Origin of the sequence: Kineococcus terrestris, from assembly GCF_041020755.1 — a bacterium.
GTDB lineage: Bacteria > Actinomycetota > Actinomycetes > Actinomycetales > Kineococcaceae > Kineococcus > Kineococcus terrestris.
On the sequence record NZ_JBEUEI010000008.1, the window covers coordinates 86,267 to 101,778 of the forward strand.

A 15,512-nucleotide genomic window follows, 5' to 3' on the forward strand; every position below is an offset into this window, starting at 1 on the left:
CCACGGTCCTACGGTCTTCGCCATCTGTGTTCACATACTATAGGCCTTGTCGTAACCTCACCGATGCCCGACGACTACAGCCCCGAACGCCCCAGAACCGCGGTCAGGTGCTCGCGCATCGCCGTCTCCGCCCGGCGGGGGTCGTCGTCGGTGACGGCGTCGAGGATCCGCCGGTGCTCGGCGGCGCTGGGCCCGGGGTCGAGGGGGGAGCGGGCCGCGGCGAAGCGGGCGCGCTGCATCTGCCCGGACAGGGCGGCGAACGCGGCGGCGAGGTGGACGTTGCCGCAGCGCTCGGCCAGGAGGGCGTGGAAGCGCTCGTCGGCGACCTGCCACTCGCGCACCGCGGCGCTGTCCTCGCGCCGCTGCCGGGCGGCGACCTCGAGCACGGCGGTGGTGCGCTCCAGCTCGCGCAGCAGGTCCGCCGACGAGCGGCGCGCAGCCCCGGCCGCGAGGGCCGGTTCGAGGACGATCCTCGCCTCGAGCAGCTGGCGCCGTTCGTCGTCGGTGGGCAGGGGGGCGACCTGGTAGCCCTTGAGGGCCTCGCGGCGCACCAGGCCGGTGTGCTCCAGGCGCGCCAGGGCCTCCCGCAGGGGGGTCTGGCTCACGTCGAGCTCGCGCGTGAGGACGGCGATGTTCAGCGGCTCACCGGGGGCGCGCGTCCCGGCCAGGAACTCCTCCAGCAGGATGTCGTGGACCTTGTCGGCCAACGGTTGCCGGGTGGACCGTTCCCGGGACACGCGCCCCTCCCTCGTCTCGGCGCAGCTTCAGCGCAGCTCGCGGGTCGTCACTCGGCGATGGGGGAGGGCCCCAGCTCGTCGAGCAGCTCCTGCATCTTCTTGTAGGCCTTGTTGCGGTAGTCGATGAGCGCGGCCAGCTTCTCCGGCTCGAGCTCGAGGAACCCCGAACCGGTCTTGGTGCCGTACTTGCCGGCGGCGACGAGCTCGAGGAGGTTGCCGGGCGCGGACAGCCGCTCGCCGAAGTGGTCCTCCAGGACCTTGAAGCCCTTGGCGTACACGTCCAGGCCCGCCATGTCGGCGATCGCGAACGGCCCGAAGAACGGCAGGCGGAAGCCGAAGGTGGTGGAGACGATGGTGTCGACGTCCGCGGGGGTGGCCACGCCCTCCTCGACGACCGTCATGGCCTCCTTGAGCAGGACGTACTGCAGGCGGTTCAGGACGAAGCCGGGCACGTCCTTGACCTGGGCGCCGCGACGGCCGGCGCGGGTGAGCAGCTCGTCGATGATCGGCAGGACGGCCGGGTTCGTGGCCTCGCCGGTCACCAGCTCCACGCCGGGGATGAACGGCGCCGGGTTGGAGAAGTGGACCGTGAGGAACAGCGAGGGGTCCTCGAAGGCCTCGGCGAGCACCTTGACCGGGATGGTCGAGGTGTTGGTGCCGATGATCGTGCCGGGCGCGGAGGCCTTCTCCACGCGCGAGAGGACGTCCTTCTTGACCTGCGGGTCCTCGAAGACGGCCTCCTCGACGAAGTCGACGTCGGCGACGGCCTCCTCGATGGACTCCGCCGGGTGGAAGCGCTGCTCGAGGACCTCGGTGCTGCCGGGCGCGAACAGCCCCTGGCCCTCGAACAGGCGGGACTCGTTGAGCAGGCGGTCGTAGTTGCGCCGGGTCGACTCGGCGTCGGCGTCGGCCAGCCAGACGTCGGCGCCGGCGAGCGCCAGCGACTGGGCGATGCCGCCGCCCATGTACCCGGTGCCCACCTGGGCGACGCGGGTGATCCTGTCGGTGCGGGGTGCGGTGGCCACGGGGAGTGCTCCGATCGTCGGGGTCGTCGTTGACGTGCTGCTGCTGGTGGTGCTGCGGTGCCGGTGCGGGGCGCGCTCAGGTGGAGCGCGTGCCGCGGTGGTCCGCGATCTCCTCGATCACGGCCCGGAAGTTGTGGACGTCGTGGGCGAAGCGGCCCAGGAACAGGCCGTCCACGCCCTCGGCGACCTTGGTGAACAGGCCGGGGCCGGCGCTGCCGCCGTAGAGGACGCGCGTCGTGCCGCTGCGGTGGGCCAGGGCATCGCGCAGACGGGTGGTGACGCCGACGACGTGCTCCGGCGGAGCCGGCTCGGGCTGGCCGATGGCCCAGTTGGGCTCGTAGCCGATCGCGACCTCGGCGTCCGCGGGGACGTCCTCGAGCGCGGCCAGGACCTGCGCGATCGCGCTGCGGGCGGCGTCCTCGACGTCGACGGCCACGTTCTCACCGATGCACACGAGGGGGACGAGGCCGTTGCGGGCCACGGCGGCGGCCTTGCGGGCGGTCACGATGTCGTCCTCGGCGAACATGCGCCGCCGCTCCGCGTGGCCGATCTCCACGAACCGCACCCCGGCGTCGGCCAGGGCCGCGGGGGAGACCTCGCCGGTCAGGGCGCCGTAGTCCTCCCACGAGACGTCCTGGGCGCCGACGGCGACCGGGGTGCCCCGCAGGAGGTCCACGGCGGTGGTGACGTTGAGGAAGTCGGGCACGACGAACACGTCCACGCCGCTGTCCGCCACGACCGGGCCGAGGTCGGCGACGTCGGCGAGGTAGCTGCGGGTGCGGGCGAGCGAGAAGTACATCTTCAGGCTCACGCCGACCAGGGGCCGTGGGCGCGTCGTCATGGTCCGCATCCTAGGAAGGGGTTCCGACAGGAGTGATCAGCAGGCGGAGGAGGCGTCCGCGTCGGCGTCGGTCTCGTACCCCTTGATGGCGTCGACCTTGGCGGCGGAGGCGCTGGAGGGGTCGAAGACGTAGCCGAGGAACTCCTTGGCCAGGCGGCGGGCGAGCTCCAGGCCGATGACGCGCTGGCCCAGGGCCAGCACCTGCGCGTCGTTGGAGAGCACGAGGCGCTCCACGGAGAAGGAGTCGTGCGCCACGGAGGCGCGGATGCCGGCGACCTTGTTCGCGGAGATGGCCACGCCCATGCCGGTGCCGCAGACGAAGATGCCGCGGTCGGCCTCGCCGGCGGCGATCTTGCGGGCGCCGGCGACGGCCACGTGCGGGTAGGCGGTGCCCTCGTCGCCCTTGACGCCGACGTCGATGACCTCGCTGACGCGGGGGTCCTTCTCCAGGTCGGCCTTGATGGCCTCCTTGTAGGGCAGGCCGGCGTCGTCGGCGGCGAGCACGACGCGCCAGGTGGGGGTGGGGTTCTCGCTCATGGTGTCCCTCCTCGGGGATCGGTGGGTCGGGCTGGTCTCAGAGCTGGTCGGCGACGGTGCGGGCCACCAGCGCCAGGGAGACGGCCCCGGCGTCGGGGTGGCCCAGGGAGCGCTCGGCCAGGGGCCGGGCCCGCCCGATCTGCGGGCGCAGGTCCTTGGTGGCCTCGGCGGCCTCGGTGGCCGCCTGGGCGGCCGCGGTCCACGCGGTCTTCAGGTCGTCGCCGGCCTCGACGCGGGCGGCGAGCGCCTCGGCGAAGGGGACCTGCGCGTCGACCATGGTCTTGTTGCCCACGCGGGCCCCGGCCAGGCGCTGGACGGCCTCGACGGAGGCGGTGGCGCCGGCGGCGACCTGCTGGGCGCTGGGGGCGTCCTCGTCGCCGAGGGCGTCGGCGAAGGCGTGCAGGAGCACGCCCCAGATGACGCCGGAGGTACCGCCGGCGCGGTCGGCCCAGGCGCCGCCGGCGGCGCTGAGGGTGGCGCCGGCGCCGGCCCCGGCGTCGGCGGCGCGGCGGGCGGCCTCGGCGGCGGCCACGGAGCCGTTGACCATGCCGGTGCCGTGGTCGCCGTCGCCGGCGACGGCGTCGATGCGGCCGAGCTCGGCCTCGGCGTCCTTGAGGACGTCGCGCACGGTCTCGACGATCGCGGCGACCTTCTGGCCGGCCGCGGCGGCGGCCTCGGGGGTGCCGGAGTAGTCGGCGACCTCGTCCTCGGGCACCTCGTAGCGGGGGGCGGGGGTGGTCTCGATGACCGGGCCCACGGACATCGCCGGGCACTGGGCCGGCGCGGTCCAGAGGGTCTCCAGCTCCTCGTCCAGCCAGGTCACGGTCAGCGAGGCGCCGGCCATGTCCAGGGAGGTGACGAGCTCGCCGACCTGCGGGGCGACGATCTCGTAGCCGGCGGCGCGCAGGCGCTGGGCGATGGGGCCGTAGAGGAGGAACAGCTCCTCGTACTTGGTGGAGCCCAGACCGTTGACGAGGACGGTGATGCGCCCGCTGTCGGGGGCGTCCTCGGGCTTGCCGTCCAGGACGCGCTGGACGAGCAGCTCGGCGATCTCGTCGGGGGTGCCGATGGGCTCCTCGGAGATGCCGGGCTCGCCGTGGATGCCCAGGCCGACGCCCATGTGGCCCTTGGTCACGGTGAACAGGGGCTCGGTCTCGCCGGGCAGGGTGCAGCCGGCGAAGGCGATGCCCATGGAGCGGGTCAGGTCGTTGGCGCGGTTGGCGGCGCGCACGACGCCGTCGAAGTCGTAGCCGGCCTCGGCGGCCGCGCCGGCGATCTTGAAGGCGACGACGTCGCCGGCGATGCCGCGCCGCTGGCCGTTGGCGCCCTGGCCCTCGGAGGCGACGTCGTCGGTGACGACGACGAGCTCGGCGGGGATGCCCTCGGCGCGCAGCCGCTCGGCGGCCAGGCCGAAGTTGAGGATGTCGCCGGCGTAGTTGCCGAAGCCGAGGACGACGCCGCCGCCGCGGTTGGCGGCCTTGGCCACGTCGTAGACCCAGCGGGTGGAGGGGGAGGCGAACACGTTGCCGCACACGGCGCCGTCGGCCAGGCCGGGGCCGACGTAGCCGGCGAAGGCGGGGTAGTGCCCGGAGCCGCCGCCGACGACCACGGCGACCTTGCCCTCGGGGGTAGCGGTGGAGCGGACGACGCCGTGCGGCACGGGCTGCACGTACTGCGCGTACAGGTCGGTGAAACCGGCCGTCGCGTCGTCCACGAACGAGGACGGGTCCCCGAAGATCTTCGTCATGTCGAACGGTCTCCTTCGATCGCTCAGAGGGCGCGGAACGGCGCCCAGGCGGTCTGCTTGGGCAGGACGCGGCGGATGTACTCGCGGTTGGTGGCACCGACGCTGATGCTGTCGCCGCCGTAGTGCTCCACGCAGAAGGTGCCGCGGAAGCCGGAGTCGACGGCGAGCTTGATGGCCTTGCGGTAGTTGATGGTGCCGAACTCCAGCGGGGCGGGGTGCGTGCGCACGGAGCCGGTGGTGGGCTCCTCGTCGCGGTAGTAGTTCTTCAGGTGCCAGTAGTTGGTCAGCGGGAGGGTCTTGGCGGCGATCTCCTCCCAGCTCTCGACCGGGCGGTGCAGGCGGACGATGTTGCCCCAGTCGGGGTTCAGGCCCACGTTCTCCATGCCGACCTCGTGCACGAAGCGGACCATGGAGTCGGCGGTGCCCAGGTAGGTGTCCTCGTACATCTCCAGGGAGATCTGCACGCCCACCTCCTGCGCGTGCACGGCGAGCTCCTTGATCCGGGCGACGGCGGTGGCGCGGGCCTCGGGCGAGGGGTCGTCGGCGTAGCCGGGCTCGAGCCAGAACCACAGCGCCTTGGCCTGCGCGGGGGTGAAGGCGCGCATGAAGCCGAAGTTGACCAGCGGGATGCCGATGGCGGCGCAGGCGTCGATGGCCCGGTGGGAGTACGCGAGGTTCTCCTGCCAGTGCTCGGGGTCCATCACGCTGCGGCGGGAGGTGGAGAAGGCGGGGATGCTCAGGCCGGCGCCGCGCACGGTGCGGGCGAACTCCTGCAGCCGCTCGGGCGACAGGTCGGCGATGCGGATCCAGGTGTCGGTGGGGTCGATGCTGGTGTAGCCGGCGTCGACCATGACCTCCAGGGTCTCGGCCCAGCCCTCCGCGCTCTGCTCCTGGACCGTCGTCCCGTCGGCCAGCACGTGGGGGTGCGGCATCATCGGGACGGTGATCGGCCAGTTCTCGCGGGTGAGGACGTCGGGGTAGCCGTCGAACACGCTGGTGCCCGTCGTGCTGGTGAGGCCTGCGGCGTCGTCGCTCGTGCTCACTGATCGCTCCATCGAGGTCGTGTCGGGTGGTCGCGGCTGATTGTATAGAAAATCTGCTCAGAACCGTCGCTCAGGGTCCCTCCGGGACGTCCTCCTGTCAACGGGCCGCCACCTGCGCGGGTGCCCCCGGGGCGCCGGGCCCGGGCGCGCCGGGTCCGGGGGCGGCCCGCGAGCGCACCCGCTCCAGGTGCCGGCGCATGGCCTCGGCGGCCGCGGCGGGGTCCCCGGCGGCCACGGCGGCCACGACGGCCTCGTGCTCGGCGACGCTCTCGGCGGCGTCGGGGACCTCCTCCTCGACCTGGTGCAGGCGCTGCACGAAGCCGCGCACGGCGTCCAGGGTGCGGACCATGAAGGGGTTGGCGGTGCCCTCGGCGAGCAGCTCGTGGAAGGCCCAGTCGGCGCGCAGGTACTCCTTGAAGACGGGGTAGCCGGGGCCGGTGGGGGCCGCGCGCTGGGCCTCGACGGCCGCGCGCAGGCGGGCGACGAAGGCGCCGTCGGCGTCTGCGGCGGCGCGGGCGCAGGCGTGGGCGGCGATGCCGGGCTCCACGAGGACCCGCACGTCGACGAGCTGGTCGAGCTCGCGCTCGGACAGCAGCGGGGCGGCGCGGTAGCCGCGGCGGGCCGAGCGCACGACCAGGCCGGTGCCCTCCAGGCGGGCCAGGGCCTCGCGCACGGGGGTGGCCGAGACGCCGAGGCGGTAGGCCAGCGTCTGGGTGCGCAGCGGCGAGCCGGGCTCGACGCCGCGGCTCATCAGCAGCTCCAGCAGGGCGTCGTGGACGCTGTCGGTCAGGGCGGCCCGCCGGCCCGCGTCCGCGGCGTCCGCGGCGTCGAGACCGGGCGCCTCGTCCACCTCGTCGGGGGCGGCGTCGATGTCGTCCACGGCGCCGGACGCTACCGGGCGGACGCCGCGGGCGCTCCGGGCGGTGGCCGGGCCGGTCACCTACGGTGGGCGCCGTGGACGCCGAGCAGCCCGCCCCGATGACCGTCGAGCCGTCCGCGGCCGCGCAGGAGGAGGTCGTCGGCCTGTGCCGGGACCTGCTGCGCATCGACACCTCCAACTTCGGCGACGGCTCCGGGCCCGGTGAGCGGGCGGCGGGCGAGCACGTGGCCGGCCTGCTGCACGAGGTGGGCCTGGACCCGGAGTACGTGGAGGGCTTCCCCGGCCGCGGCAACGTGGTGGTGCGCATCCCGGGGGACCCGGCGGGCACGGCGGCGCGGGGCGCGCTGCTGCTGCACGGGCACCTGGACGTGGTGCCGGCGCGGGCGCAGGACTGGTCGGTGCCGCCGTTCAGCGGTGAGCTGGTCGACGACTGCCTGTGGGGGCGCGGGGCGGTCGACATGAAGGACATGGACGCGATGCTGCTGGCGGTGGTGCGCGAGCTGGCCCGCACGGGCCAGCGCCCGCCGCGCGACCTGGTGGTGGCGTTCCTGGCCGACGAGGAGGCCGGCGGCGTGCAGGGGGCCAGCTGGCTGGTCGACAACCGGCCGGAGCTGTTCGAGGGCGTCAGCGAGGCCGTCAGCGAGGTCGGCGGCTTCTCCGTGGACCTGGCCGGCCGGCGCGCCTACCTGCTGCAGACGGCGGAGAAGGGCATCGCGTGGCTGCGGCTGGTGGCGCACGGGCGCGCCGGGCACGGCTCGCAGGTGGGCACCGACAACGCGGTGACGCGCCTGTGCGAGGCGGTGGCGCGCATCGGCGCGCACACCTGGCCGATCGAGTACACGGCGACGGTGCGGCAGTTCCTCGAGGGCGTCTCGGAGATCACCGGGGTGGCCTTCGACGAGGACGACCCCTCGGCGCTGCTGCAGCAGCTGGGCACCACCGCGCGCTGGGTCGGCGCGACCCTGCAGAACACGGCGAACCCCACGGTCCTGGAGGCCGGGTACAAGCACAACGTCATCCCGGGCACGGCGACGGCGCTGGTGGACTGCCGGTTCCTGCCCGGCCGGCAGGACGCGCTGCTGGAGACGGTGCGCGAGCTGGCCGGCACGCGCGTGGACGTGGAGGCGCTGCACCTGGACACCGCGCTGGAGACGCCGTTCGGCGCCCCGCTGGTGGAGCGGATGCGGCAGGCGCTGGAGCTGGAGGACCCCGGCGCGGCGGTGCTGCCGTACTGCCTGTCCGGCGGCACCGACAACAAGTCGTTCTCCCGGCTGGGGATCCGCGGGTACGGGTTCGCGCCGCTGCGCCTGCCGGCCGGCCTGGACTTCGCGGGCATGTTCCACGGGATCGACGAGCGGGTGCCGGTGGACGCGCTGCGCTTCGGGGTGCGGGTGCTGCAGCGGTTCGTCGCCACCGCCTGAGAGCGCGGCTCACGCGCCGGGTTCGTCCTCGACGACCACGAGCAGGTTCTGCTGCGGATCGCGGAAGGTGAACACCGGCGGGGCGGAGTCCAGGCGCAGCAGCTCGTCGACGTCCGCGCCGCCGACCCGACGGTCGAGCCGGGGACCGGCGAGCTCAGCGGTCCCCGCCGCACGCGTTCGCGCCGGTCCGGTCGGCGGGTCAGGGCTGTCAGGGTGCCGGGGAGAGCGCCCGCAGCGCCGCGTAGGAGGCGTTGCCTGCCGCGGCGGTGCGCAGCTCGTGGGCGGTGGCGTCCAGGTACTGCTGGGAGGTGACCAGGCTGCGGTGGCCCAGCAGGCGCATCACCTCCACGGCACTGCCGCCGGCGGCCACGACGCGGGTGGCGAAGGTGTGCCGCAGGGCGTGCACGAGGGCGCCGCGGGCGACGCGGTCGTGGACACCGGCGTGCCGGTAGGCGCGCCGCACGAGGTACTGCAGCTGGTCGCGGGTCAGGGCCCGGCCGCGGGCGTCCACGAACAGGGGCGCGTCGGCGGGCAGGGCGCGGGGGCGGGGCAGGCGCTGGGCCCTGGTGCGCAGGTAGACGTCGACGACGTCGGTCAGGGCGGTCTCCACGGGGACGCTGCGTTCCCGCTCGCCCTTGCCGCGCACGTGCAGGCGCTGCTCGCCGCGGGCGCCGACGAGGTCGCCCACGCGCAGGCCCAGCAGTTCCGCGCTGCGCACCCCGGTGACCAGCAGGGTGGCCACCACGGCCAGGTCCCGCTCGGGCCACGGGTCGCGCGCGGTGGACGGGCCGGTGGCCACCGCCGCCAGCAGCACCTCCGGGGTTCCCTCGCCCCGCAGGGGTTTGGGGTTCGTGGAGGCCGGCCGGGGGCGGTGCACGCCCGCCATCGGGTTTCCCGCCAGCAGTTCCTCGGCGACGAGGAAGTCGCACAACCCGTTCCACGTCGACCAGCAGCGGGCGATGGAGCTGCGGGCGTGGTCCACGGCGAAGTCGGCGAACGCCGCGCGGACCGCCCGGACGCTCAGGTGCCCCAGCACCAGGTCGGCGGGGGAGCAGGCCGCAGCTGGGGCCAGGCGCTGAGCGATGGCGGCCACGTCGCGGCGGCGGGCGGCCAGGGTGTGGGGGGAGTCCTTGCGGGGCAGGCGGGCCTCCTCGTACGCCGCGACGGCGTCCGCCAGGGGAGTGGTCCCGTTCCGCACCCCGTCGTCCGGCGTCGGGGGAGTCACACCACCAGCGTAGGCGAAGATCGCCCGCGGTGCAAGCAGATGTGTTGCGCTGCAACGGTTGTCAGCTGACAACGGGCCGGGGGAGTTCCGCGGGCTCGCGAGGTTTCCCGCATAATCGCTGTTATGCGGAACTCGCGGAGCGGGGCCCGGGCGTCGTGACCGACCCGTTCCGGGCGTGGTTTCCGGGGGTCCTGCGCGGTTCCTCGTGCTCGTCGTGGTTCCTCGCCGTCGCCCGCGCCGACGCGTCGGAGCGCTGCGACGGGCGGATCGACGCCCGGGGATCCGACGGCCGGTACCTGCGGGACGCCGTGGACGGCCGTCCGGCGTACCACCGGCGCGGTGATCGCTCGTGGCGGCGCTGGAGGAACGCGCGTCCCGCACCGGCGCGGTCGTCGCCGGCGAGACGTCAGGGCGGACGGGCCGACGCGTCGGCGACGTCGTCGTGCCGGCGTGCGCGTCGGTCGTCGCGGTCGCGCATCGACGTGGTGGACTGCGGCGACCGCGCCGATCCGCGGGTCGACCCGCGGGACGTCAGAGGCCTCGGCGGGCCCGTCGAGCCACGTCCACGTGCCGCCGATAATGCACATTATGACATTTAGGCAGTCGGCAGCGCGTCGGACCGGTCCCCTCACGTGTTGTCCTGTCCCAGTCAACGTGTCCCGATCCCACTAGACGTGTTCCTCGTCCCAGTCATCTCGTCCCAACGTCCCAGCTGCTCGTCCCGGCCGGTGCGGCTCGAGATCCGAGGCGCACCGGCGTCACCGCCTGGTGGACGACACCGACGAACCGGCGCAGGTGTTGGTCAGCTACCGACAGGACCGATACCGCGGTCGTGCCGACTTCCGTGCGGTTGACGTCACCATCACCATCAACGCAGCCCACCCACCCAGCACGTGCCTTGCTCCTCTCCAGACGCAGTGATCGACTACAGACCACGATCACCGACGACCGTCCGGAGCCCTCATGGTCACCGCCCCTCCCGCGCCCGGCACCAATCGGCGCCCCGTCGCGCTAGTCACCGGCGTCGGACGCAGCATCGGCATCGGCGCCGGCATCGCCCGCGCCCTGGCCGCCACCGGCTTCGACATCGCCTTCACCTACTACTCCCCCTACGACGCCGCGATGCCCTGGGGTGCTGAACCCGGCGCCACCGAAGCCCATCAGCGCCGACCTTCGTCAGCGCGGGGTACGGACCCTGGCCATCGAAGCCGACCTGGCCGACCCCGACAGCGCCGCCGCCGTCTTCGACCAGGTCAACACCACTCTCGGGCCCGTGCAGGTCCTGGTCATGGCCCATTGCGAGTCCGTGGCCACCGACCTGCTCACCACCACCGTGGACAGCTTCGACCGCCACTTCGCCGTCAACACCCGCGCGATCTGGCTGCTCATCCGTGAGTACGCCTTGCGGGCGAAGGAACAGGACGACAGCCACGACGCGCGCCGGCGCATCATCGCCATCACCGGCGACCACACCGTGGGACACATCCCCTACGGCGCCAGCAAGGCCGCGTTGGACCGCATCACCCTGGCCGCCGCTCACGAACTGGCCCACCTGGGGGTGCGCGCCAACGTCATCAACCCCGGCGCGGTGGACACCGGATGGATGAACGACGAGATCCGCGCCGCCGGCGCCCGCCAGACCCTGCTGGGCCGCAACGGCACCCCACAGGACACCGGTGACTTGGTGGCCTTCCTGTGCTCGGAGCAAGGTGGCTGGATCACCGGTCAGTTGATGAAGAGCAACGGCGGCTACTCCTGAGAACGCCCACCGGACCCGCTGTCAGACAGACGCCCAGCTACACCGCCAACCGCGCGGTCATCCCGCTGTCGTGGACACGCGGTCATCCCACGATCCGCGCGGTCGTGGATACCTTGCTCCACTCCCTCGGCAAGTCGGAGTGATCTTCGACAAGGACAGGTCGGACGGGACGAGCAGGCCGCCGGCCGTCTCACGCGATCTGTCCCACTGCAGGTCACGGTCGCGGAACTGGGACGAGCCGGGTGAGCACGGACACGTGTCTTCCCGCACCTGACCCCGTCCCAGCGCAGCGGCTCGCGCGAACAGGTCCGCGGCGATCGCCGTCTCGACCCCAGTCGTGCGCGGAGTGCTGCGCAGACCGCGTGCACCTCAGTCGACCGCGGCGAACAGCAAGCTGTCCTCACGATGGCCGCGGATCAGCACGTGGGAGCGCAGCAGCCCCTCCTGCTGCATGCCGATCCTGCGCAGCACCCGCTGGGAGGCGACGTTGCCCGGCCGGCATGTGGCCTCCACCCGCTCCAGCCCCAGGTCCTCCCGGGCGAAGCGCAGCACCGCCGCGGCCGCCTCGCTGGCGTAGCCCTGACCCAGTGCGCCCGGGCCAGGACGTAGCCCATCGCTCCACGCCGGTGCTCGGCGCTGGTGATCGTCACCGAGCACGCTCCGACCACGTCACCGGCGAGGGTGACCGCCCAGGTCATCGAGTCCGGGTGCTCCACCGCGGGGGCCGCGCACATCTCGTCGATGAAGGCCTGCGACTGCGCCGGGGTGTTGGGTCCCCAGTCGGTGTAGCGGCACACCTCCGGATCACCAGCGTAGGCGTGCACCGCCTCCAGGTCGTCCGGTCTGAAACTCCGCAGCAGCAGCCGTTCCGTCGCCAGTTCGCGCACCCGTGGACCCTAGGAGTGCCGCACCGTCGATCGCACGGCGGGCGGTGCGCGCCAGCGCGTGGGCGAGGGTGGTGACCTTCCACCCGCAGCGCTCACCGAAGTGGTAGTCGTCGGCCGGCACCAGCCGCTGCGCCAGGTCCGGGCGCTGTTGGGCCAGGTAGCCCCGCGCCCTGCGCGCGTGGGTGGCCGTCGAGGCGATCGTGATGCTGCCCGCCTGCTCGAGCCGGTCCAGGCAGTGCTGCACGTTCTGCCAGGTGCTGCGCGCGGCCTCCTCGACCTCGATGCGCTGCGCCGGCACCCCGAGGGCCTCCTGGGCGTAGCAGGCCATGACGCGCGCCTCGCTGGGTTCACCCGGGGCGCCGGTGCGCCCGCCGGTGAACAGCAACCGGCCGTGCTCCGGGTGCATCGAGCGCACCGCGATGTCGGTGCGCCAGCGCTGCAGCGCGTGCAACCGCCCACCGGGGCGGCTGGGACAACCGAGCACCAGCACCACGTGCGGACCTGGCACCGGCCGGGCACCGCACCCAGGGTCGCGGGGCCAGTCGCAGCGGGAGGCGTGCCACTGCGCCAGCTCGGCGACCAGGACGACCACCACGGGCAGGGCCGCGGACGACGCCAGAGCCGCCGGGAGGAACGAGCGCAGCGAGCGGGACACGCGTCGAGCCTCCGGCCACGCACCGCCGTCAGCGGGGAGGACACGCGCGGTCTGCGCTGTCGCGGACACCCCCTCCACTCCCCGCAGGTCGTGGCGATCTTCGACGCGGCCGGGACGGAGCCGGTGGTGACAGGCTTCCCTGTCGCAGCGACGATGCGGGGTGTGCGACACCCGTCCGCCGACCTGCCGTCCGACGAGCACGTGCACTCGGAGTTCTCCTGGGACGCCGTCGACGGCGACATGGAGGCCACGTGCCGGCGGGCCCTGGCACTCGGCCTCCCGGCCGTCTCCTTCGCCGAGCACGTCGACCTGACCGCGTGGGCCCTGCCGCCGGGCGGGTGGACACCGCCGGAGGGCGTGCGCGGCAGCATCGACGGGCACGGTCGCTTCCTGGGCGCCCCGCTCGACGTCGAGGCCTACCGGGCCTCGGTCGAACGGTGCCGCGCCCTGTTCCCCGACCTGCTGGTCCGCTGCGGCATCGAGCTGTCGGAGGGGCACTGGCACCCCGGCGCCGTCCGCGACCTGCTGCGTCACGGCTTCGACCGGGTCGTCGGGTCGGTCCACGCCCTGGACGACCTGCGGACCCCCGGTGAGCACGTCGAGGTCGACGTGGGCTACACCCAGCGCGCGGCGCTCGACGTCGTCGCGGCGTACCTGGCCGAGGTGCGGGCGATGGCGGCCGGCGACGCCCCGTTCGAGGTCCTGGGGCACATCGACTACCCGCTGCGGTCCTGGCCGGCCGACGCCGGTCCCCTGCCCTGGGACCGGATCGAGGAGCAGGTGCGCGACACCCTCACCGTCCTGGCCGCCTCGGGCCGCGCGCTGGAGGTGAACACCTCGCTGCCGATGGACCTGCGCGTCGTCACCTGGTGGCGCGAGGCCGGCGGCGGAGCGGTCTCCTTCGGCAGTGACGCCCACAGCCCCGGTGCGCTCGCGCGGAACTTCCGCGACGTCGCGGCCGCCGTGGCCGCGGCCGGGTTCGGCCCCACGGGCGATCCCACGGCCTTCTGGGGACGTTCCTGAGCCCCTCCGGAGGTGCACCGCCCTGGAGCTGCGCCGCTCCTCCGCGCCCGCCCGTCAGGTGTCGCAGACGGTGCGCAGCACCTCCGTGCAGGTCCGGCCGGCGGCCGCCGCGTCCACGGGCGCCCAGTGGCGCACCCCGAAGGCCAGCTCGGCCGCGGCGACAGCGATCAGGCTGAGCTCGAACTGCCCCGGGTCCGCTACCTCGCACGCTGCCTCCAGCAGCCGCGCGGTGCAGGAGTCCTCTCCCCGCAGCGCCGAGTGCACTGTCAGGGTCGCCAGGTCGTGCAGGCGGCTGCCGTGCCCCAGCGCCTCCACGTCGACCACACCGCTCAGGCGCCCGTCCACCAGCAGCACGTTGCCCTCGCTGAGGTCCCCGTGGACCAGGTCGTCCTCCGGCAGCACGACGCCGTGCAGGTCCCGGCTCATCGCGGCGACCGCGGCGGCGAACGCCGCACCCTCACCGGAGGAACCCGCGACGGTGGACAGGTGCCCGTGGGCGTCCTCGAAGACGACGGCGCGGTCGGTGCGCGACCACGCGCACCCACCGGGTGGCGCCGCCCCGGCGTGGGAGTCCAGCAGGGGCAGGACCTCGTCCAGCCAGGAGCGGGTGATGCGCTCGGCCGGCGCGCCGGGCAGCACCTCCTGCAGCTGGTAGGGCCAGCCCTGCGGGGTGCGGCCGCTGGCCAGCCACGCCGGGGTCGGCCACCCGGCCGCGCGCAGCGGCCCGAGGAGCTGCCCGGCGGCCAGCACGTCCGGTGCCCGGCCCGGATCGGCGCTCCACTTCAGCACCGCCGGACCCCGGCGGGGATCGCGCACCAGGGTGGCGCCGGACTGGAACCCACCGGCCAGCGCCCGCTGGACGCGGTAGTCCCAGCCGTGCACGTGGTCCACCCGCGCCAGGACCCGCTCGGTCGCCCTCGTCCGCGCGGTGCTCACGCCGGTGACCGCAGCAGGTCCCGGGCAGCGCGGACCAGTGCCGCGTTGCCGGCGGCCGGTGAGCCGTCGGGCAGCACCAGCACGTCCTCCAGCCCGATCCGGGTCGCCAGGCCCCGGCCTCCGGCCAGGCGCAGCGCTGCCCAGGTGCTCGTGCCCTCCCCGTGCAGCAGGACCGGTACCTCCCGGCCCCCGTCGCGCTGGGCGCGTCGCACGAGGCGCAGCAGCTCCTCGGCCCGTGGCTGCACCTCGCGCTCGTCGGGCCCGTCGGGCAGTTCCAGCAGCACCCGCAGGCACCGGTCCCGGTGCGGCGACGCCAGCCACGCCCCGGCTCCCGCGGGGTGCCACAGGCCGGCCTCGACGCCGACGCCCAGGTCCAGCAGCGTGCCGGCGACGTCGTCGGCGCCGTCCTCGTGCCAGTTGACCGAGGCGAAGTCCGGCAGCAGCACCGAGCCCCGCCAGGAGCGGACCGCGGCGGTGCGGCGCGCCGGGTCGGGCACGGCCCAGGCGCCGGTGGTCACCCCGACCGGCACGGCTGGTGCCGCCGCGCGCACCGCCGCGAGCACCTCGGCCATCGCCGCGGCCCCGAGGGTGTCCGCGCCGGCGGCGTCCTTGACGTGCAGGTGCACCGCGTCGGCGCCCGCGGCGGCGACGGCGGCCACGTCGCGGGCCAGCTCCTCCGGTGCCACCGGCAGGGCCGGGTGCTCACCCGGCCGGCGGGGACCGTTCACGCACGCCTGCAGCACCCCGGCAGCCTCCCGCGCGGCACCGGCTCGCGCGAGCCCCCGCGGCGGGCCGG

At 74.2% G+C, this 15,512-nt stretch carries 13 protein-coding genes and 2 pseudogenes; 3 read left to right on the forward strand and 12 right to left on the reverse strand.

Translation table 11 applies throughout. The features are described 5' to 3' along the window. Window positions 1–74: 74 nt before the first annotated feature. From AB8M62_RS07040 to AB8M62_RS07070, 7 genes are all read right to left on the reverse strand, one after another. A complete protein-coding gene (locus AB8M62_RS07040) occupies window positions 75–707 on the reverse strand; it encodes a GntR family transcriptional regulator (RefSeq protein ID WP_369069068.1) in 633 nt (210 codons plus the stop codon). A gap of 77 nt (window positions 708–784) precedes the next feature. Then, window positions 785–1,762 (reverse strand): 3-hydroxyacyl-CoA dehydrogenase family protein, encoded by a 978-nt coding sequence (locus AB8M62_RS07045; protein ID WP_369069069.1) that lies wholly within the window; start codon window positions 1,760–1,762, stop codon window positions 785–787. Between the two features lie 76 nt (window positions 1,763–1,838). Continuing rightward, window positions 1,839–2,603 carry a triose-phosphate isomerase family protein gene (locus AB8M62_RS07050; RefSeq protein WP_369069070.1) on the reverse strand — a complete coding sequence of 255 codons (765 nt, stop codon included), beginning with the start codon at window positions 2,601–2,603 and terminating at the stop codon, window positions 1,839–1,841. Between the two features lie 36 nt (window positions 2,604–2,639). After that, window positions 2,640–3,140, reverse strand: coding sequence for a ribose-5-phosphate isomerase (locus AB8M62_RS07055; RefSeq protein WP_369054601.1), 501 nt, complete (start codon window positions 3,138–3,140; stop codon window positions 2,640–2,642). Window positions 3,141–3,177: 37 nt separating this feature from the next. Further along, a complete protein-coding gene (locus tag AB8M62_RS07060) occupies window positions 3,178–4,887 on the reverse strand; it encodes a dihydroxyacetone kinase family protein (protein ID WP_369069071.1) in 1,710 nt (569 codons plus the stop codon). 23 nt (window positions 4,888–4,910) lie between these two features. Next, on the reverse strand, window positions 4,911–5,822 hold the full coding sequence (locus AB8M62_RS07065) for a sugar phosphate isomerase/epimerase family protein (protein ID WP_369069104.1): 912 nt from the start codon (window positions 5,820–5,822) through the stop codon (window positions 4,911–4,913). A 205-nt stretch (window positions 5,823–6,027) separates the two neighbouring features. Beyond that, window positions 6,028–6,810, reverse strand: a complete 783-nt coding sequence (locus tag AB8M62_RS07070) for a GntR family transcriptional regulator (RefSeq protein WP_369069072.1) — start codon at window positions 6,808–6,810, stop codon at window positions 6,028–6,030. Between the two features lie 98 nt (window positions 6,811–6,908). Here AB8M62_RS07070 and AB8M62_RS07075 point away from each other — a divergent pair, with 98 nt between their 5' ends. Further along, on the forward strand, window positions 6,909–8,231 hold the full coding sequence (locus AB8M62_RS07075; protein ID WP_369069105.1) for a M20/M25/M40 family metallo-hydrolase: 1,323 nt from the start codon (window positions 6,909–6,911) through the stop codon (window positions 8,229–8,231). Window positions 8,232–8,439: 208 nt separating this feature from the next. Here the strand turns inward: AB8M62_RS07075 and AB8M62_RS07080 are convergent, their stop codons facing one another. Then, window positions 8,440–9,456 (reverse strand): tyrosine-type recombinase/integrase, encoded by a 1,017-nt coding sequence (locus AB8M62_RS07080; RefSeq protein WP_369069073.1) that lies wholly within the window; start codon window positions 9,454–9,456, stop codon window positions 8,440–8,442. Between the two features lie 963 nt (window positions 9,457–10,419). Between AB8M62_RS07080 and AB8M62_RS07085 the strand changes: the two are divergent. Continuing rightward, window positions 10,420–11,215 (forward strand): annotated as a pseudogene (locus AB8M62_RS07085) (SDR family oxidoreductase). Between the two features lie 369 nt (window positions 11,216–11,584). Here the strand turns inward: AB8M62_RS07085 and AB8M62_RS07090 are convergent. Next, window positions 11,585–12,102: pseudogene (locus tag AB8M62_RS07090) on the reverse strand (GNAT family N-acetyltransferase). Further along, complete coding sequence (locus tag AB8M62_RS07095; RefSeq protein ID WP_369069074.1) at window positions 12,020–12,757, reverse strand: YdcF family protein; 738 nt, start codon at window positions 12,755–12,757, stop codon at window positions 12,020–12,022. The pseudogene AB8M62_RS07090 and the gene AB8M62_RS07095 overlap by 83 nt, the downstream one beginning before the upstream one ends. Before the next feature lie 162 nt (window positions 12,758–12,919). On the opposite strand from AB8M62_RS07095, the gene AB8M62_RS07100 reads away from it, so the two are divergent. Beyond that, complete coding sequence (locus tag AB8M62_RS07100) at window positions 12,920–13,780, forward strand: PHP domain-containing protein (RefSeq protein WP_369069075.1); 861 nt, start codon at window positions 12,920–12,922, stop codon at window positions 13,778–13,780. Window positions 13,781–13,834: 54 nt separating this feature from the next. On the opposite strand, the gene AB8M62_RS07105 is transcribed toward AB8M62_RS07100, so the two are convergent. Next, window positions 13,835–14,716, reverse strand: coding sequence for a phosphotransferase (locus AB8M62_RS07105; RefSeq protein WP_369069076.1), 882 nt, complete (start codon window positions 14,714–14,716; stop codon window positions 13,835–13,837). Next, entirely contained in the window at window positions 14,713–15,444 is a 732-nt protein-coding gene (locus tag AB8M62_RS07110) for a 3-keto-5-aminohexanoate cleavage protein (protein WP_369069077.1), read from the reverse strand. Before AB8M62_RS07110 ends, AB8M62_RS07105 begins: the two co-directional genes overlap by 4 nt. Window positions 15,445–15,512: the final 68 nt, after the last annotated feature.